The 18863-nt window shown below is 65.9% G+C and carries 16 protein-coding genes; 7 read left to right on the top strand and 9 right to left on the bottom strand.

All coding sequences use genetic code 11. The annotated features are described in order from the left end of the window. Positions 1–53: 53 nt before the first annotated feature. From BM133_RS20500 to BM133_RS20485, 4 genes are read right to left on the bottom strand one after another with little or no spacing between them, the layout of a single operon-like run. Positions 54–1205 (bottom strand): HupE/UreJ family protein, encoded by a 1152-nt coding sequence (locus BM133_RS20500; protein WP_093437699.1) that lies wholly within the window; start codon positions 1203–1205, stop codon positions 54–56. 10 nt (positions 1206–1215) lie between these two features. Beyond that, positions 1216–2403 carry a tetratricopeptide repeat protein gene (locus BM133_RS20495; protein WP_093438248.1) on the bottom strand — a complete coding sequence of 396 codons (1188 nt, stop codon included), beginning with the start codon at positions 2401–2403 and terminating at the stop codon, positions 1216–1218. Positions 2404–2408: 5 nt separating this feature from the next. Continuing rightward, the gene (locus BM133_RS20490) at positions 2409–2702 is read right to left on the bottom strand and encodes a hypothetical protein (protein ID WP_093437697.1); all 294 of its coding nucleotides are present in this window, start codon (positions 2700–2702) and stop codon (positions 2409–2411) included. 10 nt (positions 2703–2712) lie between these two features. Next, the gene (locus tag BM133_RS20485) at positions 2713–4197 is read right to left on the bottom strand and encodes a DUF4331 domain-containing protein (RefSeq protein ID WP_093437696.1); all 1485 of its coding nucleotides are present in this window, start codon (positions 4195–4197) and stop codon (positions 2713–2715) included. A 224-nt stretch (positions 4198–4421) separates the two neighbouring features. Here BM133_RS20485 and BM133_RS20480 point away from each other — a divergent pair, with 224 nt between their 5' ends. Genes BM133_RS20480 through BM133_RS34690 form a run of 4 tightly spaced genes read left to right on the top strand, consistent with a single transcriptional unit; the run spans position 4422 to position 10733 of the window. Beyond that, positions 4422–6917: a type VI secretion system Vgr family protein gene (locus BM133_RS20480; RefSeq protein ID WP_093437695.1), complete on the top strand. Its 2496-nt coding sequence runs from the start codon at positions 4422–4424 to the stop codon at positions 6915–6917. 8 nt (positions 6918–6925) lie between these two features. Next, positions 6926–9406: a M23 family metallopeptidase gene (locus BM133_RS20475; protein WP_093437692.1), complete on the top strand. Its 2481-nt coding sequence runs from the start codon at positions 6926–6928 to the stop codon at positions 9404–9406. Next, the gene (locus BM133_RS34695; protein WP_143100164.1) at positions 9403–10056 is read left to right on the top strand and encodes a hypothetical protein; all 654 of its coding nucleotides are present in this window, start codon (positions 9403–9405) and stop codon (positions 10054–10056) included. The genes BM133_RS20475 and BM133_RS34695 overlap by 4 nt, the downstream gene beginning before the upstream one ends. Positions 10057–10064: 8 nt before the next feature. Then, positions 10065–10733 carry a hypothetical protein gene (locus BM133_RS34690; protein WP_143100163.1) on the top strand — a complete coding sequence of 223 codons (669 nt, stop codon included), beginning with the start codon at positions 10065–10067 and terminating at the stop codon, positions 10731–10733. Between the two features lie 16 nt (positions 10734–10749). Here the strand turns inward: BM133_RS34690 and BM133_RS20470 are convergent, their stop codons facing one another. The 3 genes from BM133_RS20470 to BM133_RS20460 all read right to left on the bottom strand — a co-directional run bounded on the left by BM133_RS20470 (position 10750) and on the right by BM133_RS20460 (position 13274). Then, on the bottom strand, positions 10750–11580 hold the full coding sequence (locus tag BM133_RS20470; RefSeq protein ID WP_093437690.1) for an urease accessory protein UreD: 831 nt from the start codon (positions 11578–11580) through the stop codon (positions 10750–10752). Positions 11581–11709: 129 nt separating this feature from the next. Then, a complete protein-coding gene (locus BM133_RS20465) occupies positions 11710–12237 on the bottom strand; it encodes a nucleoside deaminase (protein ID WP_093437688.1) in 528 nt (175 codons plus the stop codon). Further along, a complete protein-coding gene (locus tag BM133_RS20460; RefSeq protein WP_093437686.1) occupies positions 12234–13274 on the bottom strand; it encodes an ABC transporter substrate-binding protein in 1041 nt (346 codons plus the stop codon). The genes BM133_RS20465 and BM133_RS20460 overlap by 4 nt, the downstream gene beginning before the upstream one ends. Positions 13275–13612: 338 nt before the next feature. Here BM133_RS20460 and BM133_RS20455 point away from each other — a divergent pair, with 338 nt between their 5' ends. Continuing rightward, the gene (locus BM133_RS20455) at positions 13613–14695 is read left to right on the top strand and encodes an aromatic ring-hydroxylating dioxygenase subunit alpha (RefSeq protein ID WP_093437683.1); all 1083 of its coding nucleotides are present in this window, start codon (positions 13613–13615) and stop codon (positions 14693–14695) included. Between the two features lie 12 nt (positions 14696–14707). Here BM133_RS20455 and BM133_RS20450 read toward each other — a convergent pair whose 3' ends face one another. After that, complete coding sequence (locus BM133_RS20450; protein WP_093437681.1) at positions 14708–16009, bottom strand: D-amino acid dehydrogenase; 1302 nt, start codon at positions 16007–16009, stop codon at positions 14708–14710. Between the two features lie 128 nt (positions 16010–16137). On the opposite strand from BM133_RS20450, the gene BM133_RS20445 reads away from it, so the two are divergent. Both BM133_RS20445 and BM133_RS20440 read left to right on the top strand, forming a co-directional pair. After that, positions 16138–16605, top strand: a complete 468-nt coding sequence (locus tag BM133_RS20445; protein WP_013542969.1) for a winged helix-turn-helix transcriptional regulator — start codon at positions 16138–16140, stop codon at positions 16603–16605. Between the two features lie 65 nt (positions 16606–16670). Continuing rightward, the gene (locus BM133_RS20440) at positions 16671–17069 is read left to right on the top strand and encodes an OsmC family protein (protein WP_093437678.1); all 399 of its coding nucleotides are present in this window, start codon (positions 16671–16673) and stop codon (positions 17067–17069) included. 11 nt (positions 17070–17080) lie between these two features. Here the strand turns inward: BM133_RS20440 and BM133_RS20435 are convergent, their stop codons facing one another. Beyond that, entirely contained in the window at positions 17081–18754 is a 1674-nt protein-coding gene (locus BM133_RS20435) for an AMP-binding protein (RefSeq protein WP_093437676.1), read from the bottom strand. Between the last annotated feature and the right edge of the window lie 109 nt (positions 18755–18863).

The following is an 18863-nucleotide window of genomic DNA, read 5'->3' as shown; positions in this document are numbered from 1 at the left end:
GGTATGCCTGCAGGTACGCGAGCTGCCACCTGTCGGATTCAGGCCGGATTCAGTCAGGAGAACGGCAGCACCTTCACGTCGAGCACCCGTTCGCACAGCCACACCGTGGCGACGGCCACCGCGGCCATCGAGCCGCCGTGCAAGACCAGCGGCGGATACCGCCGCCAGTTGCGCAACCCCAGGAGCACCACGAGCGCCACCGCCACCACCGCCAGCTGGCCGGCTTCCACCCCCAGGTTGAACTGGAGTAGCGCGAGCACGAACTGGCGCGTCGGCAGTTCGAGTTCGCCCAAGGCGCCCGCGAAGCCGAAACCGTGGACCAGGCCGAACAGGAAGCTGAAGAGCTTGCGGCGCCCGCGCAGCACCGGCCAGATGTTGTCAAGCGCTGCCACGATGATGGTGACCGCGATCGCGGGCTCGACGATGCGCGGCGAGACCGTCACGATCTTCAGTCCCGCGAGCGCCAGCGTGATCGAGTGCGCGATGGTGAACATCGTCACGATGCCGAGCATCGGCAAGGCGGCGTCCTTCCACGCGAGCACCGGCGTCCAGCTGCCGCCCTGGCGTTTCAGCACGGCGGGCAGCAGGAGGCAGATCAGGAACAGGATGTGGTCGTAGCCGATGAGGATGTGGTGGATGCCGTCGGCGAAGAAGCTGGCGGGCGCCGCGGCCTCTTGCGCCCCCGCCCACTCGATGGAGACGGGGCCGGCCGACGGGTCCAGCGAGCGCAGCAGCGACGTGGCGGCACCCCTGGTTTCGGCGCGCAGCAGGCCGCGGTGCGTCGGGTCCACGTCCTGGAAGAGACGGTAGTCGATGGACAGCGCGTCGGCCGCGCCGCACGGTGCGCGCATCTGCAGCACGAGGTAGGCGCCGTCGATGCGGTTCTCGATGGCGGGCGGTCGGGTGTCGGCGGGCGCGCACTGGCCACCCTGAAGCCGCAGCCGCCCCAGCGCATAGGCCTTGATGTCGTCCAGGCGGGTGCGCACCTCGCCCCAGGAAAGTTTCTGGTCGGCGTTGGCGTCCAGGTCCAGCACCGCATCGAGGTCGCGCAGCGCGATGTCCCAGCGCAGGTCGATGCGGTCGCCATCGCGTGAAAGTTGCAGGTAGGCGTCGCTGGCCTTGTGCGCGTGGGCCGGAAGCACAAGCAAGGCGAGCATCCAGAAAAACAGCGAGGCCAGCAAGGAGCGATGGGTGCGCGAGGTCATGGCTTGGCGTTCAAAGCAGCGCGTCGACGCGCGCATCGCGCAGGCCGATCCGCTGCACCAGGGCCTTGACTTCGGCGCGCGCCGGTTCGTTCTTTGCCGCGACGGCCGCGCGTGCGAACAGCAACAGGTCGATGGGTTCGCGCTGCAGTTTCACGTTGAGCCTGGCGAGGTCGAGCGCGCGCTTTGCATCGCCTTCGACGTCGAGCGCGAACATCGCTTCCTCGCGCGCATGGACCGCGGTGATGCCGGGCCGCTCGGCGGCCGCGCCGAAGCGGGCCTTGAGTTCGTCCGCGTCCGCGCGCGCGCCCCCGAGACCGCGCGCGGCGATGGCCATGCGCAGCAGCACTGCATCGCTGCGCGCCTCGGCGTCGAGCAGGGCGGGAATCTCCTTGGACCGGCCGGCGCGCTGCAGATAGTCGCTGTAGGCGAGCAGCAGGTAGCCCGAGCGCTCGGCCTGCAGGGCGCGGCGATAGGTGGCGTCGGCCTCGGCGGGGCGGCCGGCGAGCTCCTCGATCTCGGCCAGGCTGGTGAGCAGCCACTGGCGCGTGCCGGCCTGCTCGCGGGCCTGGAGCTGCGGGTCGTCCAGCAGTTTTTTCAAGGTGCCTCGCGCCTCGTCGTGGTTGCCTCGCAAGCCGGCGTTCTCCGCCATGCATGCAAGCGCGTAGAGCGCCGGACCGACCCGGCCGAGCGCGCGGCAGGCCGCGTCCGATTCGCTGTAGCGGCCGCGCACGCGGTAGATGGTGGCCAGCGTGATCCAGGCCTGTGCGTTGGACGGTTGCCGGGTGAGTGCGGTCTTCAGCAGCGCCTCCGCGCCGTCGAAGTCGTGCAGGAACTGCGCGATGGTGGCGCGCATCACCAGCACGGCCGGCGGTGTTTCGTCGGGTGGGGTGGCGGCCCAGTGGGCGAGGGCGCCCATGGCATGGCCGGCGTAGCGCGCGTCGCCCTGCGATCTCGCGAGTTCGAGGTAGCGGGTGGCGGCGGCGATGGCCACGGTCGCGTCAGTCGGCCGTTGCTGGAGTTCGCGGCGCAGCGTGCGCGCCTCGCGCGACCATCCGGCGACGGATGGCAGCGATTCGACGACCTCGTTGTCGTCGGCGGGAACACGGGGCGCGGCGCCGACGCAGGTCGTCGCCGCGGCCATCCAGAGGGCTGCGGCGCACGCCTGCAGTGCGTACCGCGCGGGCAGGCGCCGGTGCATCGCCGTCACTCGGTGGAGACGGGGTCCCTGGTTTCCGAGGTCGGCGGCGGATCGAACATCGCGACGTCCGCTGCCTCGGCCGTGTCGAGCCCGCCGCCGGTCACCAGCGCCTTGACGTAGGCAATGAAGGTGTCGTACGCGTCCGCTTGTGGTGGGGGGGGCGTCGGCGGCTGGCCACCGCCGGCGGGCGGAAAGGGATAGAAGCTGAAACCCCCGCCGCCGCCGCCACCACCGCAGCCCGCGAGGGTTGCGGCGACCAGGAGCGGGCCGGCGACGCGATAGAACTTGTTCTTCGTCATGGCGTTCTCTTTATTGAGCGCCTGGCAGCGGCGTGTTCAGGTAGGGGAAGGTTTCCGGGAACTGCGCCGCGCTCTGCATCGCGCCATCGGTGATCGGCGCCGAACCCGCGGGCGCGTCGGACGGCTTGCAGCCGACCTTGAGCGTGTCGGTGGCGCCGGTGGCCACGCACAGCACACCCATGGCCACGCGCAGTTCCGCATCGACCACGTCGTCGCCGGGGCGGCGGCCGTTCGGGAAGCCGGCCGTGTCGCCACCCAGGACGCCCAGGTTGTTCTGGTCGGCCTTGGGGGTCGGCGCGGTGCCGGTGTTCAGCCGCAGCATTTCCGAGGCGGTCACGTTCGCGGGCTTGTTGACGCCTTCGACGCCGGTAAGGAACGCGGCCACGAGGTCGGTGCGCGGGAAGTTGGTCGGCGCCGGTGCCGAGGGGAACAGCGTCTGCACGAGCGCAGGCAGTGTCGGGTTGGTCACGTAGTCGGCGAACTGGCCGTCGTCCTTCGGCCTGGAGCTGTTGAAGCGGTCCTTGTCCTTCAGGCCGATGACGACCTCGTTGACCAGCGGCATGCCCAGGCGCGAGACCTGCGCCCATGCGCCGCCGGCCAGCGTGGCGGTGCCGTGGCCGCGCTTGGGCGGGCTGGCGACGAGCTGGCCCTGGCGCACGCTCGCAGTGGTCCAGCCACCGATGATCGGCTTGCCGGCCGTGGTGACGCAGGCGATGGGCACCTCCAGCGCCATGGTGGTGACGTTCTTGCCCGCGAGCGCGTCGGGGTTGGCGTTCGGCTGGCCGAGCGGGTTCAGGTTGATCAGGTCGAAGACCTGGCCCAGCGCCACGCTGAACGGGTCCTTGCGCTGCCCGACGAACACGCGGCCCGGTGCCGTGCAGCCCGGGATATTGACGTTGTAGAGATGCTGGGCCGCATAGGCGGCGTAGCCCGTGGGGCCGCCGAAGGTCTTGTCGCCGATGTTGTCGGTGGGCTTGTCGAATTCCTTGACGCCGCCGGCCGCGGTGATGGCCTCGCTGGTACCGGTGCGACGGTCGCCGCGCACGATGTTCAGCGTGAAGGTCTCGCGCAGGTTGCTGGTGGCCTGGTTCGGGCCCGTGATGCCGCCGGCTTGCACGAGCGGAATGGAGACCTGCTTGCCGGCGATCGGCAGCTGGATGTCGCGCAGCGTGTTCTTGAAGCGGAACTGGAAGGTGATGTTCTCGACCGCATCGCCGTCGGTGTCCAGGTGGATCTCGTAGAGCGCGTTCGGGTCCATCGCGAAGTAGTTGGGGCCGCCGTACGGGCTCTGGTCGGGCTGGTAATTCGCGATGAGGGTGACGTAGTCCTGGCGGCCGGTCTCGTAGCTGCGGAACATGTAGAAGTCGGTGGCGTCCACCTTCGGTGTGCCGGCAATCGAGGGCGCCTCGCGGTGGCTGGAGGCGAAAGCGCCGGATGCCGTCAGCGTGCAGGCCGCGAGAACGCAGGCGTGCAAGGGAATTCGAACGAAATTCATGGCTGTCGCCCTCGGTAGGAGTCGGTTATGGAAGAGGTCCAGACCGAATACGGAGACAAGCGACGATCGGTTTGTAGGACAGCGGGCCGGGAACTTCATACGAATGCGCGCTGCTTCATACGGGCGGTGACATATCTCCCGCTTTCGACGACTTTGTGGCGGGAGGCCTTGCAGGGTGACGATTGTTCGCAGTGTTATCCGGGCCGAGCCGGAACACTGCGGCGATGCCTTCTTCTCGCACGCTTCACATCCAGAGTCCCGCCATTCCCGTTGTTCTCGGCCGCCCGGCGCTCGAGCCCGTGCGGTTATCGGGCCGGGAGTGCGTCAATGCATTGTTCGAATACGAACTGCTGCTCAAGACGCCCGACGACCTGAGCCTCGGCGCCAGCGGCGCGGCGGATTTCAACCTCGATGATTTCATCGGCCGAGAGATCGGCTGCCTCATCGAATTGGACGAAGGTGCGCCCCGCGAGATCAACGCGCTCATCACCGATGCGGCCTTCTGGGGCGAGGAAGGGCGGCATGTGCAGTACAGGCTCACCCTGCGCCCGTGGCTGCACCTGGCCACCTTGCGCACCGACTGCAGGATCTTCCAGAACCTGAACGTCGTGCAGATCCTGGATGCACTGCTGGCCGACTACGCGTTTCCGGTCGACAAGCGCCTGATGGAGGCGTACCCCTTGCGCGACTACCAGGTCCAGTACAACGAAAGCGACTTCGATTTCTTCTGCCGCCTCTGCGAGGAGTGGGGCATCAGCTACCACTTCGCGCACGCCCAGGGAAAGCACCGCCTCGTTCTGTGCGATGCGATGGGCGCTTACGGCGCCAGCGAGAGTGCCGCGTACCGGCAAGTGGAATACCACCCGCCCGGCTGGAAGCTCGATGCCGAATACCTGCACAGCGTCGTTCCCTGCCACCGGCTCACGAGCGGGCAGTACGCCAGCCGGGACTATGACTATTCACGGCCCCGCGCCGACCTCGGCACGAGCCGCAAGGACCCGCGCCCGACCGGGCAGGCCGACCAGGAGGTCTACCAATGGCACCACGCTTTCGCCGGCAGTCACTGTGCGCAACCTCGCGCGGGCATGCAGGCGGCCAACGATCCGCAAGGCGAGGGCCGCCAGATCGCCTTGCTGCGCATGCAGGCGCTGCGAACCCACGGCGCGAGGGTACAGGCCAGCGGCAATCTCCGCGGCATGGCGGCCGGTTGCACGTTCAGGCTGGCGAGGCATCCCAGGGAGCGCGCGAACGCGGAGTACCTTGTCCTGGAGACCCGCTTTCTCATCGAGGAGGTGGCACAAGACAGCCAGGTCAAGGAGGCGGCTGCCGGCAGAAAGCAGCAGTGGCGCGTCAGCGTCGACCTGACAGCCCATCCCGTCGTCGAAGTGCTTCGCCCGGTGCTCGCTCGTTCGAAGCCTTTCACGCATGGCCCCCAGGTTGCCGTCGTCGTGGGGCCCGAAGGCCAGAACCTCTGGACCGACGAGCTCGGCCGCATCAAGGTGCAGTTCCCCTGGGACCGGCTGGGCCTGAAGAACCAGCACAGCACCTGCTGGATTCGCGTGAGCTCGCCCTGGGCCGGCAACCAGTTGGGCGGCGTGCACATCCCGCGCATCGGGCAGGAGGTCATCGTCGATTTCATCGGCGGCGATCCGGACCTGCCGGTGTGCACGGGGCGCGTGCACAACCAGTCGAACCTGCCGCCGTGGGCACTGCCCGGACAGGCGGCGCTCTCGGGTTTCAGGTCGAGGGAGTTGACCAAGGAAGGCGGCAACAGCGCCGCAGGCCGCAGCAACCACCTGGTGCTGGACGACACCGACGCGAAGATCCAGGCGCAGCTCAAGTCCGACCACCAGCACAGCCAGCTGAGCCTGGGGCACATCACGCGCATCGAGGACAACGCGGGGCGCAAGGACCCGCGTGGCGAGGGCTTCGAGTTGCGCACCGACGGGCATGGCGTCGTGCGGGCCGCGGACGGGCTGCTCATCACCACCGAGGCGCGCGGCAATGCCTCCGGCCACATCAAGGCCATGGACGAGACGCTGGCCCGGCTCTCAGGAAGCCGCGGGCAGCACGAGAGCTTGTCGATGGCCGCCCAGCAGGCCGAAGCCCACGCGACAGGCGACCAGGATGCAGTGACCCGGGCATTGAAGGCGCAGAACGACGCGATCAAGGGGCCTGGCGGCAACCCCGCCGAAGGCCGTTTCCCCGAACTGGCCGAACCGCATCTGGTGCTGGCCAGCCCGGCGGGCATCCAGAGCACGACGGCGCAGTCCACGCACATGGCCAGCGGCGAGCATCACGCGCTGACCAGCGGTGGCCACACCAGCGTGAGCGCGGGCAAGAGCTTCCTGGTCAGCGTGAAGCAGGCCATCCGCATGTTCTCGTACAAGGCCGGCATCCGGCTGGTGGCGGCTGGCGCGAACATCGAATTCAAGGCGCTGCAGCAGAGCATCCACCTGCTGGCCAAGCTCGATATCACGCACGCCGCCAACCGCATCACGATCACGGCGAAAGAGGAACTGGTGGTCAACGGCGGCGGCAGTTTCAGCCGCTGGACTGCGCAGGGCATCCAGCACGGCACCCAGGGCCGATGGGTCGAGCACGCGGCCAGCCATTCGTTGATCGGGCCGATGAGCCAACCGGTCGAGCCGACTGCCTTTCCGCGCCCTGAGCTGAACCTTGCTTCGCGCAAGGACGCGACGCATCCCTTCTCTCTCTGAGCGCAGCCATGATCATCAGCCCTCCCTTCCTGCCCGATCGCGCCGGATCATCCGAAGAAGCCTGGCTCGACGCCGCGATGGCGCAGCCCGCATCGCGCCTGGCAAGTACCAATGCGCCGGAAGGCTCGTTTCCCTTGAGCCTGAAGCTGGGGTGGCACAACGGGGTTCACATCCAGGCCCCCGCGTCGGGCGGCGCCCATCTGCCCGTGCGCGCCGTGGCCGACGGCAAGGTCGTTTTCGTTCATGCGCCGACGGCACCGAACAACGACCTCGGTCATCCGCTCAACTACAACCCGTTCCACGCCGACACGCCCACGGCTGCGTGGACCAGCGACGGGTTTGTCGCGATCGAGCACAGGACCGACATCGGTGCAGAAGGGAATGTGGCGACGGAGGTCGTCTACTACAGCGCCTGCATGCACATGGCCGGCATCGCGAATTGTCCGAAGACGGCGGCTCCGTGGACAGTCGGCGATGCGGTCTGTCGCAAGGACGCGTTGGGAACACCCGGCCAGATCTACGGACATGAAGGGCAAGTCCACTTCGAGATTTGCTGCGACGAGGCGAATCTCCGGCGACTCACACGGCGAGGTCCCGATTGGGTTGACCCCTTGGCGATGCCGCCGCCCACTGCGAATGGCCGCGTCGACAGCATCTTCGGCAGCGTCTACATCTATCTGCCGGCCGCTGCGCCTACCAGCACGACCATGCCGACCAGCCAACTGCGCGTGGCCAACGGTTCAGGCGGCGCGGCAAGCGCCGGCTCCGGTCACTTTCTGCCCAACACGCTGCACAACCCCCAGTGGGTGCAAATCACATGCGAGAAGGGCGCCGCGACGCTCACCAGCTACGACAGCTTGGGTGCGCGCATCGGCGCACCGCGCAGCGACAGCCGGTACGACTACATCGGCGGTGCCGGCGCGTCAGCCGCCGTCAAGGCTGCGGCGAACCAGAGTTTCGAATACGACCTGTACGCCGTCTGCAGCGACCGCCACGGCGCGCTGGACGCTGCGACGCGCGCCGCGAGCAGTCCCAGCGGCTGGTATGAGTTGCTGCGCTTCGGACGCAACCTGGGCCCCGACCCGCTGCCCGCCAACGCCGCCCATTGGCGCAAGATCGTCACGCCTGCAGGCGAGGTCTGGGCAGACCTGAACGCGCCAGGCACCTTCAAGTTCAGCGACGCCGACTTCCTGCCGGTCATGGGCTGGAACTGCTTTGACGATGACCCGAATGCGGACCTGCGATGTGACTCGCTCCGCATGAAAACGCTGATCCGCGATCCCGACCCGAAGAATGAACAGCGCATGGAGCGCGCGGAACTGGCGAGGCGACTGGGCGATGCAAGCGTACGAACAAAGCTGCGCCGCACGATCTGCAAGTTCCCGAGCGAATGGGATCGCACGACGATCGAGGCGCGCTACGGCTGGCTGGAAACCGAGGATTTCAAGACGGCCGATGACGACGCTGCCGGCGCGCAGAAGTGGGATCGCTTTGTGAAGCATGCCCGTGCGGTGACTTTTGCCGATCTGCCGAAGGCGTTCCTGGACGCCGATTGGCGGTTTCATCCGAGGGAGTTTGTTGGGGTGATGCGCAAGTGCGGATGGTTGAGCGAGAGGGAGGTCAAACAATTGGTCCCTTTGAGCGCGCTTCGATATGGGAGAGATCCCCGCAATGGGATTTCCGGGTATTTGTGGGAGCCAATTTCGAGCCGCAGTGTGGACGCCCAAAACAATCCTGTATTGAAAGATCACCGCCTTTCGCTCAACCGAATGATGCGCAAGTACTTGATCAATACGCCGATGCGGCAAGCATCCTTCTTCGGCAACGCGATTCAGGAAACGGCTTGGCTCAGCAGACTCAGCGAAAGTGGAGGGGGCAGCTACTGGTACACCCCTTGGCACGGGCGTGGGTTCTTGCAACTCACCCACGCCAGCAACTATCTGGCCTATTGGGATTGGCGAGGACGTCACATTCCGGTGGCATTGAAGACAGCTCTTGAAACCGCTCAACGTACCGAAGAAGTGAAATCGCCCAGGCTTCGAAACGTGACTGCAATGCACGACGTCAATTTCAACGGACTTACCCCGGAAATACAGAGTTGGCGCACGGCAGTCGAGGCGCCTCGTCAGCCTCAGAGCGCAGAAAACACTTTGGCGCCAGCCGACAGCGCCGGCTTTTACTGGGCATCGCTCGGGATGGCGCGGTATGCCGACGGTGCGCATGTGCTGGAGCGCGTCGTGGTCAACACAATCAACGGCCAAGGAACGAAGGTGTATTACCGAAGCCCCGCTTTCTGGCAAGCGTCTGCCGCCGTCAATCTGCCGTCCAGTATCGCGAATCTGTACAGCGCTGCACTCAATGGATTCGACTCTCGCTGCTGTGCCTATGGATATGCAGTTGCCGTCCTGACCGAAGAATACTTTCCAGACAGCCGAGGCTTGCTCGGATTGGCCTTTCCGGAAGGCAATTCGCCAAGGAGCGTTGAATGAAGCGATGGCTGCTCCTGATCGTGATGTACGGGTGCGCTTGGACCGCATGCGCTCAAGCTCGCGCGAGACCTGATTTCCCCAAGACCTCGACGCCCACGATTGCCAACTTCGGACCCGGCTGCCGCATCCAAGTCGCGCAGCCATCCGCTTCGCGCTTCGATATCACCTATGCCCGCGAGTCGGGGTGGGGAGGCGGAATGTTTGTTTTGAATGACCTGAAATTTCTGCCGGGCGAATGGTTTTTCGGTCTTGTTTGCTACGCGGCCAGTGAAGGCCATGTACGCGAGGGGTGGGCCCTTCCATCGTCGAGTGGAGGCTGGGCGCTCCGCAAGAGCGAATCCAGCGAGCAGCTTCTGCCACTGCGAGCACTGCGCTTCTATGAATTGACTGCCAAGAATTCGCGTGGTTGGGCCGTTGCGGTGGATGACATCTCTGGTGACGAACGCTTTCGGCAGCGAGAGTTGTCCTATTGCCTGATTCGCGATTCCAAGGCGGTCTGTGGCGGGGGTTATATGGGTTATTTGCGAGATTTCCAGCGGCATAAAGATGCCGACTTGACGCCGCGCATTCTCGATTTGCTGCGCAATATTGAATTCTTGGAGGATGCACCACCGCCCTCATTGAATGAACCTGTTCGCGTCCCGCAATGACTCTTGTGATGATCCTGCTCGAGGTGTCGGTTTTTCAACATACGCGAAATCGGCAACAAGCAATGCCAGGAAATTTTTGTCAAAAGAATACTGCCGTGATATGGATCGCCTGCTTGCTATTTTTCTCGCTCATTGCACCTGCGCATTCGCAATTAAGAATGAATAGAGAGAAATTTTCTGAAAATATCAAATCCGGGTGTGGATTGAAATTTGACAGAGAGACTGTAGAAAAAATAGAAAATTCGAGTATTTCTGCATCGAAAATCGATGGTCAAAATTATATTTCCGCCGAATTTACTCTGAAGATCCGTGAAGCAAAAAAAGAGTTGGAAGCCCGAGTGGATGTGTATTGCTCAGTGCAAGGAGATTCGCCAGAAATATCGAAATCTTTCGTGGCGCCCCGTGACCAGATCGAGCAAGAGGATTCAGGCGGCCGGTACTACAGACATGTAGCTTGGCAAAGAAATGCGTCCGGAATCAATTGGAAAGGACAGGTCGCGCATGTCGATGCGCTTCATGGCGATGGTGCGGTATTACCTGTGAATTTCTATCTGATTTGCTTGAGAGTGAAAGGCAATTCATGCATTCATATCGATGTGCAGCCGCCAAGAACAGCAACAGGAAAAGTGCAGTCGGCCCTCATGAAAATGATCGGCCGCATCGAGTACTTCGAGTAAAGGACAGGTGGTTCGCTCAGGTCGACCAGATCCGCGGCGTAGCCGCAGGCAACTCCCAAAGCTCGCCTCGCCACGCCTGCCACACCTGCCGCAGCAATTGCATCGCAGGTTCCACCACCGGCGCCAGCACGCGCAGCACGACGACCTCGGCATGCGGGCTGGTCGCACCGGCGCTGTCGAACAATCCATGCGCCTCGAGCAGCGCGCGCGCATGCGCCAGCAGCGATTCGCGTCGTGCCCGCGTGGCCGGCGAGCCCGACACGAAGAACAGCGATGCGATGCACTTGTGCCCGCCGAAGCCCAGCGGACTTTCCAGCAAGCGCCGATCCACCGCATCGATGCGCCCGCGCTCCAGCCACACCCCGGGCACCTCGATGTGCTGCAGATAGCTGCCGCGCTCGAACGGCTGGTTCGCGTTCGGCAGGCCGAGCGCGGTCACGTCCCACCCGATCATCTCGGCGCCCGGTTCGACCTCGATCGTCAGCCGGTTCTCCGCCTGGCAGCCGCTGTAGCAGATCGCCTCCAGCGGCAGCCATTCGAGCCGCGCGCCCTTGGCGAGGCGGATGCGCGTGCGCTGCAAGGCCAGTTCACCTTCGGAGCGATAGAAGCGCGAGGCACCCGGCGTGGTGATCAGCCCGTGGCTGCCATCCGCCCCCTCGATGTCGATGTCGAGCGTGTCGCCGCCGACAAGGCCGCCGGGCGGATGCACCAGCACGTTGTGGCAGATCGCATCGCCCTCGGGGTACAGGCTCTGCAGGATGCGCAGCGGTCCGTCGTGACGGAAACGGGCGACGGTGCGGTCAGCTTCTTGTTGATAGTCGAGGTGGAGACGGGCGTGCCAGGGCATGCGAAGAGTCTAGTCGCGGCTTGTTGGGGAAGTACCGCGGAACCGGCTCGGCCGGGCCGCGGGTGCCGCCCCCGGCAGGGGGAAGGCGAAGCGGCACGAAGTGCGCGCAGCCTGGGGCGAGCCTGTTGCCTATTTCCAGGCGCCGTCGTGCGCCGCCGCCGATTCATCCAGCAGCGCCGGCCCGATGCATTCGATCGGATGCGGCGATGCGCGGAACACGTCGCGGCACGAGAGCTCGGCATCGCGCTGGTCCTGCCGCTCGCCGCGGAACACGCGCAGGCGCTCCGCGTCGATGCCGAACACCACGCGGCCGATGTTCGACAGGAAGATCGAGCCCGAACACATGACACAAGGCTCGCCCGAGGCGTAGATGGTGGCGCCTGCGAGTTCCTCGCGCGAAATTCCGCGCCCGGCCAGCGCGCGGATCGCATTCGTCTCGGCGTGGGCGGTGCAGTCGCCGCTCTCGCCCGTGCTGTTGTAGGCCTCGGCCAGCACCTCGCCGGCGGCGGAGACGATGATGGATCCGAAGGGCCGGTTGCCACGCCGGCGGGCCAGGTGCGACCAGCCGATGGCCTTGCGCAGATACCGCCCGTCGCGCTCGTCGAGCGCGGTTTCTTCGGGGAGCGAGGTGGTGTTGTTTGGGCTGTTGAAATTCATGCGTTGGAAATCATGCGTTCGTTGCGCGATGGGAGCATCGAGGTGTTGAAGATGGCGTCGGCCGCGGGCTTGACCTTGAGTCCGAAGACCTCGGCCACCTCGTCGACCTGCTGCTCCAGCGTGAGCTTCTTGATGTCGCCGAGGCCGTGGCTGCGCGTGTCCGCCGCGCCCACATATTGCGCCGTGACGCCCCAGCGTTCAAGCTCGATCTTCTCGTCGAGGATGGGTTCGCGTTGGCGCATGGCGGCGATGCTCGGTGCAGGGTTGGCAAAGGTCTGGACGATGGCGCGGTTGGTCGCGCGCAAAAAAGCGGCGACCACCTTGGGGTTCTGCGCGATGAGGTTGCTGCTCGCGAGGATCGCGTTGCCGTACAGGTCGACGCCCGCGTCCGCGTACTTCAGCACCGAGAGCTCCTCGGGCTTCATGCGCGCGAAGAGCGAGATGGCCGAGTCGTGGAAGTAGGTGGCGGCATCGACGTCGCCGCGCACCATCACGTTGTCGCGCGCGCTGAAGTCGGTGGTCTGCCACTGGAAGGCGTCGCCGCGCATGCCCTGCTTGCGCGCCACCATCGGCCAGGCGCGGCGGGTCGATTCGACGGCGGCCGCGGCGACCTTCTTGCCCTGCAGGCTCTTGAAGTCACCGGTCACACCGCGGTCCTTGCGGCCGATGATCACGAAGGGGGCGCGGTTGTAGTACTGGTACACGGCCTGCACCATCGGCGTGCCGGGGTTCTGCGCGTTGAACTCGACCAGCGAGCTGATGTCGCCCAGCCCCATCTGGTAGACGCCGCTCGCGATGCGCGTGATCGAGGCGACCGAGCCGGCGCCCGTGTCGATGGTCACGTCGAGGCCTTCGTCCCTGTAGTAGCCCTTGGCGTGCGCGAGGAAGAAGGGCGCGGTCTGGCCGTTGATGCGGAAGTCGAGCGTGAACTTGACCGGGGTGAGCTTGACGGCACCCTGGGCCATGACGGACGGGGCGGCAAGGGCGGCGGCTGCAGCAGCGGCGGACGTGGCCGCGAGAAAGGATCGGCGTTGCATGGTGGGGCCTCGGAATCGGTGGTCTTGAATCCCCTGCGAAAGAGCAGAAGGCGCTTCAAGAGCAATTTCCGGGCGGCGCACGTTCGTGGTGCGTGCGCTGCTGAACGCTTCTACTCTTGCCCGCATCCATGCACGACGCATGCCAAGGGCTTTTGCTCGGGCTTTGCGTGGAAACGCGTGCATTGGCGAACGGGGCGCGCCACAATCCGGGCGCGCAATTTGCAAGGCAACTTGCGCAGAGTAGAAGCGTTCAGCCGCGCGATGCCCCCCGCATCCCGGCAGGAAATTGCTCTTTCAAGTTCGTACGTACCCACGCGCAACAGAGAAGGAGTCCACGCATGCTCGTCACCCGACAACCCGTCTTCCGCAAGTTCTGGCATGCCGTCATGCCGCTCACCGAACTGGCCCACGGCCCCAAGCCCTTCAGGCTGCTGGGCGAAGACATCGTTCTCTTCATCGACGCCGACGGCCAGCCGGCCGCGCTGCGCGACCGCTGCTGCCACCGCACCGCGAAGCTCTCCAAGGGCTGGTGCGTCGATGGCGAAGGCAAGGCCTGTGGCAATGGCGCGATCCAGTGCGGCTACCACGGCTGGACCTACGACCGCAGCGGCCAGGTGATCCGCATCCCCCAATACGAGGCCGACCGGAAGATCTCGCCCGAGTACCGCACCACCGCCTACCGCTGCACTGCGCGCTACGGTTACGCATGGGTGGCGCTCGAAGAGCCCATCGCCGACATCCCCGAGATCGCGGAGTTCACCGACCCCGCCTACCGCACGATCTTCCAGTTCTACGAGGAGTGGCAGACCAGCCCGATGCGCGCGCTCGAAAATTCATTCGACAACTCGCACTTCAGCTTCGTGCATCGCGCCACCTTCGGCGTGGCCGCGAGCCCGAAGCCGAGCAGGTACGAGCTGGTTGAAAACGAATCGGGCTTCCATGCCGAGACAGTCATCGAGGCGACCAACCCCGTCAAGTTCCACGCGATCAGCGGCGTGACCGATGCGATCACCACGCGCCACATGCGCAACGCGTATTTCCTGCCGTTCTCGCGCCGGCTCGACATCGAGTACCCGAGCGGCGTTCGGCACATCATCATCAACTGCTTCACGCCCATCGACGACGGGCGCATGCAGCTGTGCCAATGGCTGTTTCGCAACGACACCGAGGCCGACTGCGCGGCGCAGATGCTGATCGACTTCGACGCGGAGATCACGCGCGAGGACAAGGACATCCTCGAATCGACCGACCCCGATGCGCTGGTGGACACGCGGCGGCGCGGCGTGGAGTATTCGATGGAGTCGGACCGGCCCGGCATGCTGATCCGCAAGCACCTGATGCAGTTGCTTGCGAAGCATGGCGAGGCGGAGATCTACCGCGGCATGGAGAGCGCGACGATTCCCATCGCCAAGGCCGCCTGAGCGGCCACTGCATCACGCGTGTGCGGTGACGGGGCTCGGGCGCGCGCCGCGCGAGGGCGCTTCTTCGTAGCGGTCCATGCCGAGCCCGTCGGTGCGGATGTCCGGCTGCTGGCCCATCACCATGTCCGAGATCAGCTTGCCCGAGCCGCAGGCCATGGTCCATCCCAGCGTGCCGTGGCCGGTGTTGAGGAACAGGTTCGCGTAGCGCGTGGCGCCGACGATGGGCGTGCTGTCGGGCGTCATCGGGCGCAGGCCCGTCCAGAACGTCGCGCGCGGCAGGTCGCCGCCCGGGAACAGGTCGCTCACCACCTTCTCGAGCGTGGCGCGGCGGGCCGGGTTCAGGCGCAGGTCGAAGCCGCCGAGCTCGGCCATGCCGCCGACGCGGATGCGGTTGTCGAAGCGCGTGACGGCGACCTTGTAGGTTTCGTCGAGCACCGTCGATTGCGGCGCGAGCGATTCGTCGACGAGCGGCACGGTGAGCGAGTAGCCCTTGACCGGATAGACCGGAATGTCGAGCCCCAGCGAGGCGATGGCGGCGCGCGAGTAGCTGCCGAAGGCCATCACGTAGCGATCGGCCGTGAGCACCTTGCCGGTCGTGGTGCGCACGCCGGTGATGCGGCCGCCCTCGGTTTCAAGACCGTCGATGGCCTGGCCGAAGCGGAAGTCCACGCCCAGGCCGCGCGCGATGTCGGCGAGACCGCGGGTGAAGAGGTGGCAGTCGCCCGTTTCGTCATTGGGCAGGCGCAGGCCGCCGGTGAGGCGGTCGCGCGCGCCGGCCAGTGCCGGCTCGACGCCGGCGAGCGCGTCGCGGTCGAGCAGTTCGTAAGGCACGCCGCATTCCTCGAGCACCGCGATGTCGCGCTGCACCGCATCCAGCTGCGCCTGCGTGCGAAACAGCTGCAACGTGCCGCCGGTGCGGTGCTCGTACGCGAGGCCGGTGTCGGCGCGCAGTTGCTGCAGGCACCCGCGGCTGTATTCGGCCACGCGCATCATGCGTTCCTTGTTGACCGCATAGCGCTCGGGCGAGCAGTTGCGCAGCATCGCGGCCATCCAGCGCAGCTGGAACAGCGTGCCGTCCGGCCGGATCGACAGCGGCGCGTGCTTCTTGAACATCCACTTGATCGCCTTCAGCGGAATGCCCGGCGCGGCCCACGGCGTGGAGTAGCCCGGCGACACCTGCCCGGCGTTGCCGAAGCTGGTTTCCTCCGCGGGGCCGGCCTGCCGGTCGAGCAGCGTGACGTCGGCGCCGGAGCGCGCGAGGTAGTAGGCCGTGGTGGTGCCGATCACGCCGCCGCCGAGAACGATGACTTTCATGGTGTATTCGCTGATTCGTATGGAATACATGGAATCTAAAGTGCACAATGCAGTGGATTCCATTGTTTTCAATCGATTGACGATGGAATCCACTGCCGAAAATCGTCCAATGCCGCCCGCGGAGTGAAATGCCGGAACTCGACCGAATCGACCGCAAGATCCTCGACCTGCTGCAACGCCAGGGCCGTGTCTCGATGACCGAACTGGCCGAGCACATCGGCCTCTCCGCCTCGCCCTGCGCCGAGCGCGTCAAGCGCATGGAGCGCGACGGCGTCATCACCGGCTACCACGCGCGGGTGTCGCCCGAGGCGTTGGGCAAGACGCTGCTGGTGTTCGTGGAGATCAAGCTCTCGGCCAAGTCGGGCGACGTGTTCGACAAGGTGAAGCAGGAGCTCCTGCACATGCCCGAGGTGCTCGAATGCCACCTCGTCTCGGGCAGCTTCGACTACCTGGTGAAGGCGCGCCTGAGCGGCATGAGCGAATACCGCCATCTGCTGGGCGACATCCTGAAGAAACTGCCGGTGGCCGCCGAATCGCACAGCTATGTGGTGATGGAAGAAATCAAGGAAACCCTGGTGCTTGCGGTGGACCGCTGAGCGCCACGGCTACCATCGCCCGCTCGTTCGCTGAACTCTCACTCCACCCACCAAGGACACCGGCAATGAGCATTTCGATCCGCCGCGACGGCACCACCGGCACGCGCCACATCCTCAAGATCCGCAACCACGAGATTCCGGTCGATGCCTCGCCGGCCGGCGGCGGCAGCGATGCGGGCCCCGAGCCTCACGACCTGTACGACGCCTCGCTCGCGGCCTGCAAGGCGCTCACGGTGCTGATCTATGCGCGCCGCAAGGGCATTCCGGTGGAAGACATCGAGGTGGTGGTCGACCGCGACGACAGCGAGGAGCGCAAGGGCGTCTACCGCCTGAAATCAGGCCTGCGCCTGACCGGCGACCTCACCGAAGCCCAGCGCGACGAGCTGCTGCGCGTGGCGGGCAAGTGCCCGGTGCACAAGCTCATGACCGAGGTGAGGACCGAGATCGAGACGGGCTGGGCCTGAGCCTCGCCCGCTCACTCCCAGAGCACCGCCTGCCCGCCCTGTTGCCAGCCCTCGGCCAGCGGCATGTAGCGCGCCTCGATCACGCTGCGGCGGATCTTCAGCGTGGGCGTGAGCAGGCCGTTCTCGATGCTCCACGGTTCGCGAACGACGATCAGGCAACCGAGCCGCTCGTGTTCTTCGAGCGCGGCGTTGGTGGTGTCCATCAACTGGTGCAGCTCGCGCTTCACCGAGTCGCGGCTCTCGGCCTGGCCCTGCGGTGACAGCATCACCAGCGCGAACGGCCGCGGCAGCCCGAGGCCCGCGACGCACACCGTGTCCACCAATGGGTGGTTGCCCAGCGCGTTCTCGATCGGCACCGGCGCCACGTAGCGGCCCTTGCCGGTCTTGAACATGTCCTTCACGCGGCCGACGATGCGCAGGTACCCGTCGGCATCGATCACGCCCTGGTCGCCGGTGCGCAGGAACCCGTCGGGCGGCAGCGTCTGTGCCGTGGCCTCGGGCATCTTGTAGTAGCCCAGCATCTGGCCCGGGCCGCGCACCTGGATCTCGCTGTCCTCGCCGATGCGGCACTGCACGCCCGGCTCGGGCAGGCCGACCGTGCCGATGCGCACCTTGCCCGGCGGATTGATGTGCGAGATGGCGAAGTTCTCGCTCATGCCGTAGCCCTCGAGCAGGTCGAGCCCGAGGCTTCGGTACCAGACCAGCACCTCGGGCGAGAGCGGCGCCGAGCCGCTGAATGCCACGCGCACCTGGTCCAGGCCGAGCGCCACGAGGATCTTGCGGCGCAGCCGCGTCGAGGCCACCGGCAACGCGAACGCCAGCTTCTGCAGCCATGGCGGAATCTTCTCGCACACGCCCTGGCGAAAGCGCACCCACAGCCGCGGCACCGAGAAGAAGAGCGTGGGCCGCGCGCGGCGCAGGTCCTGCTGGAAGGTCTCCAGGTTGTTCGCGAAGAAGACGCGGCAGCCGAAGTACAGCGACGTCGCTTCGACCAGCGAGCGCTCCGCCGCATGCGCGAGCGGCAGGTACGACAGCATGCGGTCTTCGGGCGTGATCGAGAACAGCGCGTCCGACACCTGGGCGATGTCGATCATGCTGCCGTAGCTGTGCATCACGCCCTTGGGCTGGCCGGTGCTGCCCGAGGTGTAGAGGATGGTCGCGAGCGCGTCGCGGGAGGGCAGGGCGATGTCGGCGAGCGGCGCATGCATGGCCAGCAGGTCGTGCCACTGCATCACCGGGTTGTCGTGCGGCAGCGGCGACATCGGCAGGCCCACCACCGGCAGCCCGATGGGCAGGGCGTGCTGCAGCTCGGTCCAGTTGTCGCTGGTGCCGTCCATCTTGCCGAGGAACAGGAGACGCGATTCGCTGTGCTCGAACACGTAGCGCGCATTGGCCGCGCTCAACGTGCAGTAGAGCGGGATCGTCACGTGGCCCGCCATCCAGATCGCGAGGTCGGCGATCAGCCAGTGCGCGCTGTTGCGGCCCAGGAGCGCGATGTGGCTGCGCGGCGGCAGCGCCAGGGTCTGCAGGTAATGCGCGATGCGCCGCGCCTCGTCGGCCACCTGGCGCCATGTGTAGTCGACCGTGCGGCCGTCGGCGAGCGGCTGCGTCAGGTACACCGTCTCGGGCATGGTGCGCTCCCAATGCAGCAGGCGGTGCAGCAGGGTGTCGGTCGAGGTCGTCATGGGCGCGTGGTCCTTGCGTCGGAGCAGCCGTAAGATACATACAGTCCGGACTGTATGTTAACTTCGACGCCCGATGGAACCTGCTCGAAAATGACGAGGGATTTCCCGG

Source organism: Variovorax sp. 770b2 (assembly GCF_900115685.1).
Classification (GTDB): Bacteria; Pseudomonadota; Gammaproteobacteria; order Burkholderiales; family Burkholderiaceae_C; genus Variovorax.
The sequence above is the reverse complement of the archived record's forward strand: the minus strand, read 5'-3'. Positions and strand labels throughout refer to the sequence as shown.